Source organism: Bacillus sp. TH13, assembly GCF_016651175.1.
GTDB lineage: Bacteria > Bacillota > Bacilli > Bacillales > Bacillaceae_G > Bacillus_A > Bacillus_A thuringiensis_S.
The window spans coordinates 3,494,778-3,511,792 of sequence record NZ_JAEKEJ010000025.1 but is presented as its reverse complement, the minus strand read 5'-3'; the positions used below and the strand labels follow the sequence as shown (position 1 = coordinate 3,511,792).

The window sequence follows — 17,015 nt, the reverse complement described above, 5'->3', positions numbered from 1 at the left end:
AAACTATAACTAAATGCCTATAGTTTACGAGGTGATCCATATGAATACGCAATTACAACAAAAAATAGAAGAAGCTAGAGAAACGTATATTGGCCGGATATTTACATTTGGCGGCTCAGTTTTATTTTTAATCGGTTCATTCCTCGCAGTCACCACAGCCTATAAAGCGTATAATCGTCTATTACATTCATCAACATAAAAAAAGACGGGAGATCCCCGCCTTTTTTTATGCAAACATTTTAAATACACCTATCGCATTTAAAAATACAATCATTACAGTTACTGGAATAACATAACGAAGTAAGAAGAACCAAATGTTAAATAGCGTTTTCCCTTTCGTTTCCGTCACTTCTAATTCTTTCATTAACAATTCTTTACTCATTTTATTTGGTACAAATAATGAAATAGCTAGTACTCCTAACGGTAGCAATACGTTACTTACCGAAAAGTCGACTAAATCAAAGAATGTTTTCCCAAATATTTTCACGTCACTCATAATCCCAAATGATAACGCCGATGGAATACCGACTGCAAAAATAAGAATACCAATTAATAATGATGCTGATGGACGCTTCTTCTCATTACCTTTCGCAACAGATGCTACTACAATTTCAAGCATTGAAATTGCTGATGTTAAAGTCGCAAAGAAGAATAAAATTAAAAACATAATAAAGAAAAATTGACCAAATGGTATTTTTGCAAATACTGCTGGAAGGACGATAAACAGTAATCCTGGCCCTTCAGTCGGTTTAACTCCTAATGCGAAAATCGCTGGGAAAATTGCTAATCCTGCAAGTACTGTAACAAAAACAGTTAAACTTACAATAGATGTTGCTGATTTCGTTAAATGTTCCTCTTTCTTTAAATACGAACTATACGTTACCATTACTGAGGCACCTACTGTTAGCGAGAAGAAAGATTGTCCCATTGCATATAAAATCGTATCTGCTGTAAGCTTTGAAAAATCTGGCTTTAAGAAGAACTCTACTCCAGCAAAAGCACCATCGAGTGTTAGCGCACGAACAATAATCGCAATAAATAAAATAAATAATAGCGGCATCATGTACTTACTTGCCTTTTCTATACCTTTCTCTACACCTTTACTTACAACAAAAATCGTACAAAGCATAAAGATAAATTGTGCTCCAATCGCACTTAATGGATTTGAAATCGTTTCACCGAACAATTGTCCATAATCAGCTACTCCATTCCAGAAACTTCCTGTCACACTATAATATAAATAAAGTAAAATCCATCCACCTACAACACTATAAAAAGATAGTACACTAAAACAAGTAACAACTCCCATACGACCAATCCAAGGATATAATTTGCTATTTGGCACTAGTACTTTATAAGCTGTAACCGCCTCTTTTTGCGTGCTACGTCCAATAACAAACTCCGCTATTAGAAGAGGCATACCTATAAATAAAGTTAATAGTAAAAATACAAGGAAGAATGCGCCTCCCCCGCCATTACCTGCAACATATGGAAATTTCCATATTGCACCAAGACCTACTGCGGCTCCGGCTGCTGCGAGTACAAAGCCTATTTTCGACGTCCATTGCTGTGTTTCTTTCATCATAAATTCTCCTTTTCTGAATATTTAAACTTTTGTTAATTATACACTTTCATTTCATACTCGCACACCTCCTTTAGAAAATAAAAAAGTCCCCTACACGCAAATATGCATGTAGAGGACGATATATGTAATGTAAATACCGTGGTACCACCTCAATTGGATTGATAAATCCCACTTGTTCAAGTACAGGAATAATTCCGATACTCTATCCTTTTAACGGCGGAACCCGGGTTGCCTACTACAATGTTCAACATACCTCTCGCAAGCCCATTCTGTATATTTTATCGTACCGGGCTCCCACCTAATCCCAGCTCTCTGAACGCATCAAATATACGTACTCTTCTTGCTCATCGATTTCATCTATTGAAGTTACTTGTGATTATAAATTATATTTTTATATTTGTAAAGCGCACTTTATCTTTTATTATTTTAAAACCTTTTCCTCTAACTCTCGTAAAAAACTTTCTCTTTTCCCCTCGTTTTGCACATATACTGATTTCAACACTTCTTGGAGCAATATATTTCGTTCCCTCTTTTCTAACTGTAAATCTTTTAACTTCAACCTTACTTCATATAAAAAATCTAAATACGATTCATATGTCTCATCATATTTATTTGCAATCTCATCTCGAATTTTTTTTGCGAGCTTTGGGCTCGCTCCCCCAGTAGAAACTGCTATATTAAGCAAACCACGATGAATCGCTGCCGGAAAGTGAACATTACCACTTTCCGGATTTGTAATAACATTTACTAATTGATTCTCGGCGGCATCTTCAGCAACTTGTTCATTTAATATTGAATCACTACTCGCTGCAACAACTAAAAAAGCACTTTTAATATCACTTTTTTCATATTCTCTTTGATACCAACGAATTTTCTTTTCTTCCACAAGTTTTACTAAATTCGCATCTAATTCTGGACTTATCACAACTATATCCGCACCCTGTTTGAGTAAAGGAATAATTTTAAATCCTGCAACTTTTCCCCCGCCAATAACAACAACGCGTTTCTCATTAACTCGCACTGTAAGTGGATACATACTGATCTCCTTTCAATAACTCCGTCGTTTTCTGAATTAACATATCTTGAAACGCTTCATTCTTCCCTAAATATGGACTGATTTTTATCTCTTCCAATTCATATTGGCGCACTTCTTTCTCAATATGTTTCATAAGTAAACCTGTAAATAACAAGTAAGGCAGTACAACGATGTTCTTTTCTTTTCGTTCTACAACTTCCTTTAACTTCTCCTCAAATTTTGGCTCTGCAGCTGCTAAATAACAAACTTCTACTTTTTTAACCTTCTCTTTTGTTTGAAATAAAGAAGCAATCCAGTTTATATCTCTTAATACTTCAGGATCACTGCTCCCTCTTGCAACGAGAAGTAACGTCACTTCATTTTTATCTTCCTGTTCGATGCCACTTCCGCTATACACCGATTTAACAAGTGTTTCTGATACACCAAACGGATTACCATAAGTCACTTTAACATTCGGATATTGATTCTTGAGCTTTACCAATTCAAACGGAATATCTTTCTTCACATGACCTGCCGCTAATAAAAAAACAGGGATAGCAATAATCTCCGTGGCCCCACGCTTCACACATGTACGAAAACCATCTTCAATAGAAGGATTCGCTAACTCTAAAAAACAAACTTCTTGAATAGTCGCTTCTATACGGCTCATGCACGATGTAATAAATTGAATCGCCTCTTCTTTCGCTGTCTTCAAACGACTTCCATGACATATATATAAGACGGCTTTCATTTTACAACACTCCACTTACTTGATAAGCATTTTCTGTTTGCTTCTCAAACCAATGGATTTTTTCTCTAAAACGGACAACTTCTCCAATTACAATCATGCTCGGATTTTGAATTTGCTCTTTTTTCGCAACATCTACAATTGTCCCTAACGTTCCAACAACTGTGCGTTGCATAGACGTCGTCCCCTGCTCAATAATAGCAGCTGGCGTACTTTTATCTTTTCCATGCTTCATAAGTTGCTCACATATGTAGGGCAAATTACTAACCCCCATATATACCGCTAAAGTCTCTACACCTTTCGCTAAACTTTCCCATTTCACTTCTTCTTCAGCACCTTCTTTCCTATGCCCAGTCACAATAGCAAAACTTGCACTTGCATCACGGTGCGTCACTGGAATGCCCGCATAAGCAGGAGCAGCTATTCCAGCTGAAATACCAGGAATGATTTCAAATGGTACACCTTGCTTTGCTAATGCTTCAGCTTCTTCTCCCCCTCTACCAAACACAAATGGATCGCCACCCTTAAGCCTCGTTACAACTTTTCCTTTTTTCGCATACTTAATAAGAAACGTGTTAATTGTCTCTTGCTTCATCGTGTGATAATTCGGGAGTTTTCCGCAATAAATTAAATCCGCGCCAGGCTTTGCGTGTGAAAGCAGCTCTTTATTCACAAGTCGGTCGTATAAAATAACATCTGCCTTCTCAATACATTTCAACCCTTTAACAGTAATTAAATCTGGATCGCCAGGACCTGCTCCAACAATATAAACCTTTCCCATCATCTCTCCTCATTTCTTCTATTAAAATGAAACTTCCATTCGTATATAAGAATGGAAGTTTTTATTTTTTCGTATTACTGATCTCTACTCATGAATAACAAATGCCCCACCTTTTCGAATCTTCTTTTTTTCAAACAAAGAAATCTCTTTTACCTCTGGCAACGGTAAAAAATGCTTTTCAAGCTCAATCTCCGCAAGCTTAAATGCCTGTTCTTCACTTTGAGCAACAACAACAATCGGAACAATACTATTTACTAACACAGCTTCAAATCGATATAAATCCATATCGTCCCTCCTAAGACGCTATTACTTCTTCTAGCACGTTATTTAACGCTATTTGTAATGTATCTACACCAACACGACCTACAAAATCATAAAATGTCTCGGCTGGTAATTTATTCTCTTTGAAATAACTTATAAATGATGCAAGTACATCTGGTAAATCTTCGCCATCTATTTTTCCTTTTAACTTTTGATTATAAGCACCACCATCTAACAACGTTCCACCTACGTATATTTCAAACGCTTCAACAATGCCTTTTTCCTTCGTTTTCATTTTCACCCCTTGTAACCCAATGTCAGCAATTTGACGTTGACCACATGAATTCGGGCAGCCTACCATATGAATTCGAACTGGAACATCGAGTGCAATTTGTGTATCTAAGTATTCTGCAATTTTTCGTAATCTTTCTTTCGTTTCTACTAGTGCAAGATTACAATATTCAATACCGGTACATGAAACCGCATGACCAATAAATGATTTCGGGCTAGCAGATATCGCTTCAAACAGCCGTTCACTAAGTAATCCTTTTACATTTTCCGGAGGAACATTCGGAATAATGAAGTTTTGCGAGTTACATGTACGAATTTGTCCATTTCCATATTGCTTTGCGATTCTTGCAATCTCAAACATTTCTTCTGCATGTAAACGACCTACCGGTACATTAAAACCTACATACTTTAATCCCTTTTGTTTTTGGTCTTGAACACCATAAAAATAGCCTGCATTCCATCCTTTGAGTGCACTTTCCCCTTTACTTTGTAAAGGCCCTGTATACTCTATTAGTTTCTCTTTAAATTTCGCTGCTCCCCAGTCCGCAACAAGAAATTTCAACCGAGCTAAATGACGTTTTTCACGATATCCAAAATCACGGAATATAGTAGCAATCGCAATCGCCACCGCCTTCACTTCTTCTGGTAAAACGAACACATCTAATTCATCAGCTAAATACGGTCGAGCTGATAATCCTCCACCTACTTTTATATGAAAACCAACTTTTTTCTCACCATCTATTTCTTTCGTTGCAGGCGTAAATGCAACACAGTTAATTTCTGCGTTTGCTGAATTATAAATATTAGAACTAATAGACATTTTAAATTTACGTGGCAAGTTAGAAAACTCTTCATTATGTTGGAAGTAATCATATACTTCTTTTACAATATGCGTTGTATCGAATAGTTCATTTGCATCAATTCCAGCAAGCGGATTACCTGTAATATTCCGCGTTATATCACCACAAGCCCCCGCTGAAGATAACCCAACTCTTGCTAATCTTTTAAAAATATCTGGAATTTGCTGAATTTCTAACCAGTGAAACTGAATCGCCTGTCTCGTCGTAATATCTATTACATCACGTCCATAATCTTCAGCGATAGAAGCAAGTACTTCTGCCTGTGCATTTGTAATAATCCCTGACGGAATATTTACCCGCATCATAAAATAACCAGCTTCTTTCGGTCTTTGTAAATACAAGCCTGCCCATTTAAAGGCATCCCACTCTTCTTTCGGAATAGATTCGAAACCATTTTCCGCATAGTAAGGAATATCATTAAAAATTTCTAAGCCATCTTTTTCTAATTTATTTTTCTCGGTCTGATTTAATTTTTCATTGTTAGCCCATACTTTTTCATAACTCATTGTTTATCCCCCTATATAAAACTACGCTCTTGTAAGTACTTCACGATTTGTTCTGCACATTCTTCAATAGAATATTTGTGCGTTTCTACAATTAATTCTGCTTGCTCTGGCTCTTCATAAGGCGAATCAATACCTGTGAAATCCTTAATATCACCTTTTCTTGCCTTTTTATAAAGCCCTTTCGGATCACGTTTCTCACACTCTTCAATCGGACACTTCACAAAAATTTCAATAAATTCATCTGCCGCTAATAAATCTCTTACTTGTTTGCGGTCTACTCGAAATGGTGAAATAAATGCTGTAAGGACAACTGCTCCTTGGTCTACAAATAACTTTGCCACTTCGCCAATACGTCTTATATTTTCCATGCGATCACTTTCAGAAAATCCTAAGTCTTTATTTAAACCGTGGCGAATGTTATCCCCATCCAGCACATAATTTCCAATATTCTTTTCAAACAGTTTACGAGCGACCGCATTCGCTACTGTAGATTTACCCGAAGCTGATAAACCAGTAAACCAAATTACAAAACTGTGATGTCCATTCTTCACTCTTCTATCATCTTTTGAAACCGAAGCTGTATGCCAAGTAATATTCGTATCCATCTCGTTCTCTCCCTATTCTGTTACTACTTCTTTTTTTAAACCTTTAATTAGCACTTCTACTACTTCTTTACGACTAAATGTACTTGGCGGAATCTCACCGTTTCTTAATAATTCTCTTACTTTCGTACCCGATAAAATAACATGATCTTCTTTTCCGTGCGGACATGTTTTCGTTGAAGCCATCGCTTCACATTTCGTGCAGTAAAAACTATGTTCAAAGAATAGTGGTGTAATTCCTAACTCTTCTATCGTAAAATTTGTAAAGATTTCTTGCGCTTCGTATGTTCCGTAATAATCTCCTACTCCAGCATGATCACGCCCTACAATAAAGTGTGTACATCCAAAATTCTTTCTTACTAACGCATGAAATATAGCTTCCCTTGGTCCTGCGTAACGCATTGCAGCAGGAAATACACTTAAAAAGACACGATTTTTCGGATAATAGTTTTGAAGGAGTACTTCATAGCTTTCCATTCTTACATCAGCAGGAATATCATCCGATTTCGTTTCTCCAACGAGTGGATTTAAAAAGAGACCATCTACAATTTCAAGAGCAGATTTTTGAATATACTCATGGGCACGATGTACCGGGTTTCTCGTTTGAAATCCGACCACTGTTTTCCACCCACGTTTTTTAAATGCTTCCCTCGTTTCAATTGGGTCTAAATGATAAGAAGGAAATTGATTATTTTCAAAGCGTTTTGTTAGAATAATAGTTCCTCCAACGTAAACGTTTGGTCGTTCATATAATTTTTTCACTCCTGGATGAGCCTCATCCGTTGTTTTATATACAAGTAACGCTTCTTTTTCTTTATCTGGTACAAAAATATCTTCTATTTGAATGACACCGTATATATTTCCATTGTTGACAAGCTTTACTTCCTCTCCAGCCTTCAGGCTTTCTGCGACTTTTTCTGTTACCGGTAATGTAATCGGTATACTCCACACACTACCATTTGCTAAACGAAGCGTTTCTACAACTGAATCATAATCTTCCTTCCCTAAAAAACCAGTAAGCGGGCTATATCCACCTGTCGCCAATAGTTCTAAATCACTTAACGCAATATTGTCTAATTTAATTTCTTTTTCAATTTGTGATACGTCATATGTCTCATCTATACGGTTTACTAATTCGTTTACTATGCTCATTTTTCTATATCCTCTCTTAGTTTTATTTCAAGATTCATCTTATTGGTAATGAAGACCACATTCAGTTTTCATTTTTCCAGCCCATCTACCATCTCTTAAATCGCCACCATCCCCTACAGGTAACGTACATTTCTCACATCCAATACTTGGATAGCCAACATCATGCAACGGGTTATACGGCAAGCTATGTTTGTATACATATCGCCAAACTTCTTTCCACGTCCAATGAATGAGTGGACAAACTTTAATAGATTGAAAACGATGATCTTGATTTATAAACTTTGTATGCTTACGTGTTTCTGATTGTTCCCTTCTTAAGCCCGATATCCATGCTTTTTCCACGACTAATGATTTTTCTAAAGGTAAAATTTTTCTAATCTTACAACAAAGATTCGGATTGCTCTCCCACAGTTTTTCACCATGCAACTTCGCCTGTTCATCAAGTGTAAGTTCTGGCTGTTTTTCTATAATATTCAATGAAGGAAATCGTTCCCGCACTTTTTGAATTAATTCATACGTTTCTTGAAAATGAACATTTGTATCCAAAAATACAACTTTAGCAGATGGATTTACTTGGTTTATAAGGTGCAGCAATACCATACCTTCCATCCCAAAGCTACATGCGTAGACAATCTCATCTTTATATTCTTTATAAGCCCACTTTAATACTGATAGCGCACCTTTCGTTTCATCTTCTTCCGAAAATGAAACAACATTTTCTTCCCACGTTTCATACGTCAACATGTTTTTTCCCCCTGTAAAAGCAAAAAGACGGTTTTAACCTAATGAAATAGGTTAAAACCGCCTCTAGTTTTTCTAGTCAGCGCTTTTCACTTTAAACGTACTTTTTCACTTTTCTCTAACTGAATTACTTTTCCATCTTGCACAACAATTGTAATCGAACCATATTTCATATCAGCAAGCATCGCTTCAATCTTCTCGGATACTTCATCAAAATGTTCCCGTACACTCACGCGAACAGCCCCCCTTTTTATTCATAAAAAAAATCTTTCCCATTTCGAAAAGACTGTTCGGTAATATATTTTACCTTATCTTTCAAAATGGATTCCATTTTGCTGGATTTAGCACCTTGCTTTCTATAAGCAGGTTGCCGAGCTTCTTCGGGCCAGTTCCCTCCGCTTCTCTTGATAAGCTTTGTATTTGTATTTTATCACAATTCTGATTTTTTTCAATCCTAGTTTTCCGATATATTTTAATTATTTTATTTTACAAAAAAGGAATTGCCCATCCGAACAACTCCTTTTTCTATTTAGACAAGCTCTTTAATACGTATGCGATCGTTCCCAATAATATTTTCATATGTTTCGCGTTCCACAACTACTTGCGATGTTCCGCCTTTTGCAAAGACAACGGCTGGTCTTCGAATCCGATTGTAATTATTCGCCATCGAGTACCCGTATGCTCCTGTACAGGAAACTGCTAGTAAATCAGAAGCAGCGACTTTCGGTAAATGAATATCCCAAATCAACATGTCTCCACTCTCACAGCATTTCCCGGCAATCGAAACGAGTTCCTCATTCTCATCATTCCCTCGATTCGCTAACATCGCTTCATAACGCGCACTATATAAAGCAGGTCTTAAATTATCTGTCATTCCACCATCGACTGATACATATTTCCGAATACCAGGAATATCTTTCACAGATCCAACTGTATAAATTGTTGTCCCAGCATCACCTACAATGCTACGGCCTGGTTCAATCCATATTTCTGGCAATGGATATTCACATACAGTAAATTGTTCTCTCACTGCACTTGTTACAGCTCGCACATATGTCTCAAGAGTTAATGGTGTATCCGACTCTGTGTAGCGTATTCCAAATCCCCCGCCTACATTTAACACTTTTACTACATAGTTTGTTTGCTCTCTCACTTTTTCTAAAAATTGGCGAAGAACTTCAATTGCTCGAACAAAACCAGCTGTTTCAAATATTTGCGATCCGATATGTGAATGAATCCCTAGCACATTATAATTTGATTTTTGTAAAGCAAATCCAATTGCCTGCATCGCTTGACCGTTTGAAACGCCAAATCCAAATTTCGAATCATCTTGGCCTGTTGTAATATATTCATGTGTGTGCGCCTCTACTCCAGGCGTTACACGAATTAATATGTTCACAAATTTCCCATGTTGCATCGCTAAATCGTGTAAAACTTCTAATTCAAAGAAATTATCTACGACAAAACAACCAATATTCGCCTGAAGAGCCATCACTATTTCTTCTTCTGTTTTATTATTTCCATGAAAATGAATACGTGATGCTGGAAATCCTGCTTGGAGCGCAGTATATAATTCTCCCTCAGAAACAACGTCTAATGACATATTCTCTTCACGAACTACTCGGCACATCTCCATGCACAAGAACGCCTTGCTTGCATATGCTACTTGATAAGAGAAACCACTTTCTTTAAAAGCACGATGAAACGCTCGGCATTTTCCTCGAATAGACTCTTCATCGTATACATAAAGTGGTGTTCCGTATTGCTTTGCTAGCTGCGTCGTATCGCACCCTCCAATTTCTAAGTGTCCTTGCCCATTAATTCGGCTTGTGCCGTGTAAATACATTTAAATTCCTCCCTTATTTCCTCTAAAACTCATAACCCCAATCTTCTATTCATTGCAGCACGCTTTTAGATAGACAAAAAACGCGCGGAACAATGTTCACACGCGTTTCTTATTAGGAAAAATATATATTGAAAAAATAAACGAGTTGTTATCTCCTCAAAATAAGAAACCGCATCAACATCTCCAAATAGCTCTCCATAAAATAAATCTTATGACAGTACTACATTTATTCAATGCAGTCCCAATATATGAATAAGATGGTTATTCTTATATTTCGGCAATAGTCCCTTTCAACCTATGATCACAGATTCCATTAAATCTCCCATAGCTTACTCTTTCCTATCGCGGCCTCTACCTTTGAGAGTAGATGAGGTAAGTCTATTTAATTTTCAAACATCTAATTGTTGCTATTAACAATACCAAAGGACCATTTTATTTGTCAAACAATTTTTTATATTGTTTTTTTACAGTTTAACTTTGTATCGTTTGGTAAGCGCTTTACTGAAATCTTTGTCACTTCCCATTCGCCTTCTTCGTTATTAAATGTAATCGTTACCTTCTCAAATGGCGGAGCAATTTTCCCAGCAACACGTTCATACTTTGTCACTTCAATACTTGCTTGAAATAAATATGTACCGCTATACACTTTTTTTAAACTAATAATTTTAGGACATTGATACGGTTTCAAACTTCCATATTGTTTTTCAATTGCTTTATTTATTTTTGGAAATAAAACAGAATAAAGTGCATCTTCCATAAGAGGTGCATCATATTGAGCTATTGACACACTCGGTGAGGTAAAAAGTATAACAATACCGCATGCTATAAAATATAATAATTTCCGCATTATAACCTCCGTATTATCACGCGATTCTTTCTGCGTACGATAATTATCATACATAGAAATTCTGTTTTATTGTCTCCCACCACTCTTTTTCTACTCGATTATTATAAAAAAGCCCACAACTCTCTTTTATTTTCGTATAATGATACTCATAGTATAATAATCATAATAACAAAGGGCTGTTCGTATATATATAATGAGTCGTTAAGCAAACTGACTCACAAGAACTGTCATGCTTTTTAGGAGAGGAGTATATTATGCTACAACATCTGTTTCCAAAACTGCGATTTGCACTCGTTGCAGTCGTTTTACTATGGATTAAAACATATATTGTGTACAAGCTAGCATTTGATATTAAAATTGATAATTTCTTTGAAGAATTCATGCTTTTTATTAATCCACTAGCTGCGTTACTTTTATTTTTCGGCTTAGCTTTACTTGCATCTAAGCACCGAAACCGAATTATAATTGGAATCAGTTTTATACTGTCATTTATTTTATTTGGAAACGCAATGTTTTATGGGTTCTATAACGATTTCGTTACTTTCCCGGTTTTATTCCAAACAAACAATATGGCTGATTTAGGGACAAGTATAAAAGAACTCTTTACGTACAAAACATTACTTTTATTTGCAGATGCAATTATTTTAATGTTTATTTCGCGTAAATTCCCATCATTTGGTGACAAAACACCACTTTCCCGCTCAGAGAAGCGAACTTTCTTTAGCGGTGTAACAGCTTTATTAGCACTACAAATTGTTGTATCAGTTATTTATAAACCACAAATGTTCTCACGCTCATTTGACCGTCAAACTGTCGTGAAGAATTTAGGTTTATACACATATCATCTATTTGATATTACGCTTCAATCCAAGTCTTCAGCTGAGCGTGTATTTGCAAGTGGGGATGGATTTTCTGAAATCAAAAACTATACAGACTCAAAAGACAAACAAGTTGATAAAAAATTATTTGGAGCTGCAAAAGGTAAAAATGTAATTTTAATTTCAATGGAATCTACGCAAAGCTTTGTTATTAATAAAAAAATAAATGGAAAAGAAATTACACCATTTTTAAATGAATTTATTAAGGATAGTTTCTATTTCGATAACTTCTATCATCAAACTGGACAAGGCAAAACTTCTGATGCCGAATTTATCGTTGAAAACTCACTTTATCCGCTAGATCGTGGTTCTGTATTCTTTACTCATGCAACAAATGAATACACAGCGACACCAGAACAATTAAAGAAATACGGATATTCTTCTGCCGTCTTCCATTCAAATGATAAAACGTTTTGGAATCGGGATGTAATGTACCCTGCGCTTGGATATGATCGTTACTTTAATTTAAATGATTACGCAGGAACGGAACAAATGTCTGTCGGTTGGGGATTAAAAGATAAAGAGTTCTTTGAACAATCTATTCCAAAGTTAAAATCTTTACCGCAACCGTTCTATACAAAATTTATTACATTAACAAATCATTTTCCGTTTCTTCTAAATCCGGAAGACCAATATGTTGATGAATTCAACTCAGAAAGTGGTGTTGTAAACCGCTACTTCCCAACTGTTCGTTACACAGATGAAGCTCTTAAATTATTTATTAAACAATTAAAAGAAGAAGGACTGTATGATAATTCCGTTATTGTCATTTATGGTGATCATTATGGTATTTCCGAAAACCATAACGCAGCTATGGCACAGTTCCTAGGAAAAGATACTATTACACCATTCGATTCTATGCAATTACAACGCGTTCCTCTTATTATTCATGTGCCTGGTCAAGAAGGAAAAGTTGTTTCTAAAGTATCTGGTCAAATTGATATTAAACCAACGCTCCTTCATTTACTTGGTATTAAAACAAATAAATCCGTTGAATTTGGAACTGACTTATTTATTAAAGAAAAAGACCCGCTTATGGTAATGCGTGATGGTAGCTTTGTTTCTGAAGAGTATGTTTATACAAAAAATATGTGCTACAAAAGAAGTACGGGTGAAGAAGCTGACATGACGCTATGTCAGCCGTATATTGAAAAAGCAAAAACAGAATTAAAACTCTCCGATAAATTAATTTATGGAGATTTATTACGTTTCGATCCTAATAATCGATATAAAACCGGAACGATGACAACGAAATTTGAATAGTAAAGGAAGCAACTTTATACAAGTTGCTTCCTCTTTTTATTTTCACTTAATTTATTCCTCATCCTTCTATGAAATCTTTCACAAATTGGTAATTTCTTTCGTATGAGGAATAAATTTATGGTATGATAAAATAAGTAAACTTTCATACACTAATTAAGAATTTATTACAGAAAGCAAGGGATCAGATTTTGTATAGAGCAGCTATTCCAAACTTATTTACGCTCGGAAATTTATATAGCGGATTTTTATCAATCGGCTATGCATCTTTAGGATATTATAAATCAGCTGCTATTTTAGTACTTATCGGGATGATGTTAGATAGTCTTGATGGTCGTGTTGCTCGTTTATTACGTGTTGATTCACAAATGGGAAAAGAGCTCGACTCGCTTGCAGATGTCGTAACATTTGGTGCAGCACCTGCTGTTTTAATGTATTACACATCTTTCTCAAACTACGGAATCATCGGATTATACATAGCGGGATTATTCCCTCTTTTCGGAGCATATCGTTTAGCACGATTTAATGTAACACCATCTTCTACTTCAATGAAATATTTCACTGGAGTACCGATTACAGCAGCGGGAGGGCTTGTTGCTTTCTTAACATTATTTTCACATACCATTCCAAAAATCGTTCTTATTACCGTATTTGTAACGTTCGCATTTTTAATGGTGAGCCGCATTCGTATCCCAAGTTTAAAAGATGTACCAATTCCACGATATAGCATCATTATTACACTATTTTTAGTTGGAATCATTATTACAATGTATCAAACAGGATTTGGCAATTTTTCTGTTTTCTTATTCATTGCCATTCCACTATATATTTTGTACATGTTATCTCAATTCATTAGACAAAGACCGTCTAAAAAAGCGAATAAAGAAAAATAAGAAAACCTTCCGAGTCCGGAAGGCTTCTTTTTATTTTGTGACTAATACCTTTTGATTTACAGGTGTTACTGGCTCTTCGCCGTTTAATACAGCTAAAATATTTCTGACAGCCATTTCAGCCATCGCATCACGAGTTTCAAACGTTGCATTCCCTACGTGGGGAGCAAGTACTACATTCTTTAACTCTTTTAGCTCTTCTGTAATTTTCGGTTCAAATTCAAACACATCAAGAGCTGCCCCTTCAATTTCATTCGTTTTTAATGCATGAGCAAGTGCTGCTTCATTCATAATTGGTCCACGTGAAGCATTTACAATATACGCTGTTTTCTTCATCATTTTAAACTGCTCTTCATCAATCATATGATGTAATTTCGGATTATAAGCACAGTTAATTGTAATAAAATCTGCTGTTTGTAATAATTTTTCCAACGTCACATACGTTGCTCCCAGTTCACTTTCAGCTTCAAACTTACGATTTGGCCCTGTATATAAAACATCCATTCCAAATGCTTTCGCACGTTTTGCAACAGCCTTCCCGATTTCTCCAAGACCAATAATTCCGATTGTCTTACCGTGGACTTCTCGTCCTAAGAAAAATAACGGTGCCCATCCGTTAAATCCAGTCGTACGACATAACGTATCCCCTTCAGGAATTCTACGCGCCGCTGCTAAAAGAAGTGCAAATGTTAATTCTGCAGTCGCTTCCGTTGATACTTTCGGTGTATTCGTTACTGCAATTCCTTTTTCACCCGCATACGTGTAGTCAATATTGTCGTAACCAGCACCATAGTTTGCAACAATCTTTAAATGAGGCGCTGCATCAATAACTTCTTTTGGCACCTTTGTCGAAAGTAAACTTAACAATGCATCTTTATCTTTTACACGCTCTGTTAATTCATCTATAGAAATTAACTCCTCTTTATCGTACATTTCTACATCATGATCTTTTAATAGTTCTAATCCAATTTCCGGAATTTTTCCCGCTACTAATATTTTTGCCACTACTAACACCTCTTCTATAGAAAATAAGATATCTCTTATATTTCATTGTAAGAAATCCACATATAAAAACCAAGGAATTTGATTATAGTTTTGAAAATCGACACTTTTCCATAAAAAAAGAGGAGATGCAACTCTCCCCTCTTCTTACGCTTTTTCCTGCGATTCTTTTCCGAGCTTCACATCAATCGTTCCTTCTGCAACCGTATCGCTAATTTGCTCCTCAATAACCGATTGAGATGCAGCATTCGTTTCAGAAGTATAAGCTTGTTGCTGTGCAACTTGTACATTTTGTACATTTTGTTTATTTTGTTGTTTCGCCATTTCTTACCCTCCTTTTCATTCTTTCTTATTTTGAACAAAAAGGGTGGTTTTCATCAAAAAATTGCGTTTCATTTTGAATTTGTTACTTCTTCTTCAAGCGACCTCATTACTCTTGCTCGCTTCGTAAATGTTGCAACCTGAGTAACACCGTGAGCTCGTAGTGTTTGTACATTTTCTTGTACATAGTTCCCTAAATCATTTGGATAATGGGCATCCGAAGAAATCGTAATTGGAACACCATACTTAGCTAATACTTGTAAATATAGTGGACTTGGGCACATTTCACGAACAGGATAACGATAGTACAATCCTGCATTTATTTCTGTTGCCGTATTCGTTTCTACTAACGCACAGGCAATTTCCTCATAATAAGAAAGCTGTTCATTCTCATCCAATCGATAATTAAATACCTTTATATTATCTAGATGAGCGATAATATCAAATAACTCGGTACGAATCGCACTCTCAACTGTTTTAAAAAACGTATCGTATAATGCGCGTAGGTCATGCACCTCAAAATATTCTTTCGTATCTGGATTATCAAATCCCCAGCCATTTAGAAAATGAACGGAACCAATTACATAATCAAAGTCTCCTAGCGCTAATAATTCTTTTAACTCTCCTTCACAACCAATAAAATAATCCGCTTCAATTCCAAGTTTAAGTGTGACACCTCTTTTACTCCATCGTTCTTTCGCCTCTTCAATTGCCTTTGTAAAATCATACAGTGAAACTACCCTTACTTGATCTAACCATTCTTTCTGTATACGACCGAGCTTAGAATCACTAATATCTACATATTTTTCATAATATCCTTTTGCTTCATGAAAACGATATAGATGATCAACAATTCCCACTTCTTTTATTCCTTTTCGCACAGCTTCTTCTAAATATAGATCTATCCATTCTGTTGTAAATGGCCCTTCCTTCACACGCTTTTGCAAACGCTCTTGTGTTTTCATAAGCCAATCAATAGAATGCCTTTCTTGAAGCGGTTCATAACATTCCAACGCTTCATTTATTTTAGCAAGCCACCCTATTGAATACGGTCCTTCTTCTAAGTGAAGATGATAATCTACTTTCATATACATTCCCCCTTATAATGTATCTATTTCCCTTCTATCCCCAATTCTCGAAAGCTTTCCATTTCGTTCTTTCACCTCTCGCATGACATCTTCCAATGCGATATTTTTTTCAGCTAATAAAACGAAACAGTGATAAAATACATCAACCATTTCTTTCACTACTTCTTCTTTATCATTATTTTTACATGCGATAATTACTTCAGCACACTCTTCACCAATTTTCTTTAAAATTTTATCTTCTCCTTTTGAAAATAAATAATTTGTATACGATTCAGGAAGTGGGCTTTCCTTTCGTTCTTCAATTGTTTTATACAGCAACTTAAAGGCATTTTCCATATGTA

The 17,015-nt window shown here is 35.8% G+C and carries 19 protein-coding genes, 2 riboswitches and 1 other annotated feature; of the genes, 3 read left to right on the top strand and 16 right to left on the bottom strand.

The features are described 5' to 3' along the window. The first annotated feature begins 40 nt into the window (after window positions 1–40). Window positions 41–199 carry a hypothetical protein gene (locus JFU02_RS26650; protein ID WP_001096001.1) on the top strand — a complete coding sequence of 53 codons (159 nt, stop codon included), beginning with the start codon at window positions 41–43 and terminating at the stop codon, window positions 197–199. A gap of 27 nt (window positions 200–226) precedes the next feature. Here JFU02_RS26650 and JFU02_RS26645 read toward each other — a convergent pair whose 3' ends face one another. The 12 genes from JFU02_RS26645 to JFU02_RS26590 form a co-directional block, all read right to left on the bottom strand. After that, entirely contained in the window at window positions 227–1,582 is a 1,356-nt protein-coding gene (locus JFU02_RS26645; RefSeq protein ID WP_201072172.1) for a sodium-dependent transporter, read from the bottom strand. 111 nt (window positions 1,583–1,693) lie between these two features. Further along, window positions 1,694–1,942, bottom strand: a binding site (T-box leader). Window positions 1,943–2,006: 64 nt separating this feature from the next. Then, window positions 2,007–2,621 (bottom strand): NAD(P)-binding protein, encoded by a 615-nt coding sequence (locus JFU02_RS26640; RefSeq protein WP_000283359.1) that lies wholly within the window; start codon window positions 2,619–2,621, stop codon window positions 2,007–2,009. Further along, window positions 2,596–3,351, bottom strand: coding sequence for a sirohydrochlorin chelatase (locus JFU02_RS26635; RefSeq protein WP_000648889.1), 756 nt, complete (start codon window positions 3,349–3,351; stop codon window positions 2,596–2,598). The genes JFU02_RS26640 and JFU02_RS26635 overlap by 26 nt, the downstream gene beginning before the upstream one ends. 1 nt (window position 3,352) lies before the next feature. Further along, entirely contained in the window at window positions 3,353–4,129 is a 777-nt protein-coding gene (cobA, locus tag JFU02_RS26630; protein WP_000521260.1) for a uroporphyrinogen-III C-methyltransferase, read from the bottom strand. 84 nt (window positions 4,130–4,213) lie between these two features. After that, window positions 4,214–4,414 (bottom strand): DUF3906 family protein, encoded by a 201-nt coding sequence (locus JFU02_RS26625; RefSeq protein ID WP_000366914.1) that lies wholly within the window; start codon window positions 4,412–4,414, stop codon window positions 4,214–4,216. Between the two features lie 10 nt (window positions 4,415–4,424). Beyond that, window positions 4,425–6,047, bottom strand: coding sequence for a nitrite/sulfite reductase (locus tag JFU02_RS26620; protein WP_086406012.1), 1,623 nt, complete (start codon window positions 6,045–6,047; stop codon window positions 4,425–4,427). An 11-nt stretch (window positions 6,048–6,058) separates the two neighbouring features. Next, complete coding sequence (gene cysC, locus JFU02_RS26615; RefSeq protein WP_000380491.1) at window positions 6,059–6,652, bottom strand: adenylyl-sulfate kinase; 594 nt, start codon at window positions 6,650–6,652, stop codon at window positions 6,059–6,061. 12 nt (window positions 6,653–6,664) lie between these two features. Then, window positions 6,665–7,801, bottom strand: coding sequence for a sulfate adenylyltransferase (gene sat / locus JFU02_RS26610; RefSeq protein ID WP_000029491.1), 1,137 nt, complete (start codon window positions 7,799–7,801; stop codon window positions 6,665–6,667). Between the two features lie 39 nt (window positions 7,802–7,840). Next, window positions 7,841–8,545: a phosphoadenylyl-sulfate reductase gene (locus JFU02_RS26605; RefSeq protein ID WP_097820684.1), complete on the bottom strand. Its 705-nt coding sequence runs from the start codon at window positions 8,543–8,545 to the stop codon at window positions 7,841–7,843. Between the two features lie 86 nt (window positions 8,546–8,631). Then, window positions 8,632–8,775: a YezD family protein gene (locus JFU02_RS26600; protein ID WP_000116158.1), complete on the bottom strand. Its 144-nt coding sequence runs from the start codon at window positions 8,773–8,775 to the stop codon at window positions 8,632–8,634. A gap of 72 nt (window positions 8,776–8,847) precedes the next feature. After that, window positions 8,848–8,956: riboswitch (SAM riboswitch) on the bottom strand. 115 nt (window positions 8,957–9,071) lie between these two features. Further along, a complete protein-coding gene (gene lysA, locus JFU02_RS26595; RefSeq protein WP_201071896.1) occupies window positions 9,072–10,388 on the bottom strand; it encodes a diaminopimelate decarboxylase in 1,317 nt (438 codons plus the stop codon). 180 nt (window positions 10,389–10,568) lie between these two features. Then, window positions 10,569–10,750, bottom strand: a riboswitch (Lysine riboswitch). Between the two features lie 89 nt (window positions 10,751–10,839). Further along, window positions 10,840–11,235 carry a DUF3888 domain-containing protein gene (locus JFU02_RS26590; protein ID WP_001228817.1) on the bottom strand — a complete coding sequence of 132 codons (396 nt, stop codon included), beginning with the start codon at window positions 11,233–11,235 and terminating at the stop codon, window positions 10,840–10,842. A gap of 254 nt (window positions 11,236–11,489) precedes the next feature. On the opposite strand from JFU02_RS26590, the gene JFU02_RS26585 reads away from it, so the two are divergent. Next, a complete protein-coding gene (locus JFU02_RS26585) occupies window positions 11,490–13,376 on the top strand; it encodes an LTA synthase family protein (protein ID WP_061666722.1) in 1,887 nt (628 codons plus the stop codon). Between the two features lie 188 nt (window positions 13,377–13,564). Then, window positions 13,565–14,266: a CDP-diacylglycerol--serine O-phosphatidyltransferase gene (pssA, locus tag JFU02_RS26580; RefSeq protein ID WP_000285417.1), complete on the top strand. Its 702-nt coding sequence runs from the start codon at window positions 13,565–13,567 to the stop codon at window positions 14,264–14,266. Window positions 14,267–14,296: 30 nt separating this feature from the next. On the opposite strand, the gene JFU02_RS26575 is transcribed toward pssA, so the two are convergent. From JFU02_RS26575 to hisE, 4 genes are all read right to left on the bottom strand, one after another. Next, window positions 14,297–15,268 carry an NAD(P)-dependent oxidoreductase gene (locus JFU02_RS26575; protein WP_001062833.1) on the bottom strand — a complete coding sequence of 324 codons (972 nt, stop codon included), beginning with the start codon at window positions 15,266–15,268 and terminating at the stop codon, window positions 14,297–14,299. A 144-nt stretch (window positions 15,269–15,412) separates the two neighbouring features. Then, the gene (locus JFU02_RS26570; RefSeq protein WP_001118890.1) at window positions 15,413–15,589 is read right to left on the bottom strand and encodes a DUF4025 domain-containing protein; all 177 of its coding nucleotides are present in this window, start codon (window positions 15,587–15,589) and stop codon (window positions 15,413–15,415) included. 68 nt (window positions 15,590–15,657) lie between these two features. Further along, window positions 15,658–16,674, bottom strand: a complete 1,017-nt coding sequence (locus tag JFU02_RS26565) for a histidinol phosphate phosphatase domain-containing protein (RefSeq protein ID WP_000861840.1) — start codon at window positions 16,672–16,674, stop codon at window positions 15,658–15,660. Window positions 16,675–16,686: 12 nt separating this feature from the next. Then, window positions 16,687–17,010: a phosphoribosyl-ATP diphosphatase gene (hisE, locus tag JFU02_RS26560; protein WP_000426354.1), complete on the bottom strand. Its 324-nt coding sequence runs from the start codon at window positions 17,008–17,010 to the stop codon at window positions 16,687–16,689. Window positions 17,011–17,015 lie beyond the last annotated feature (5 nt).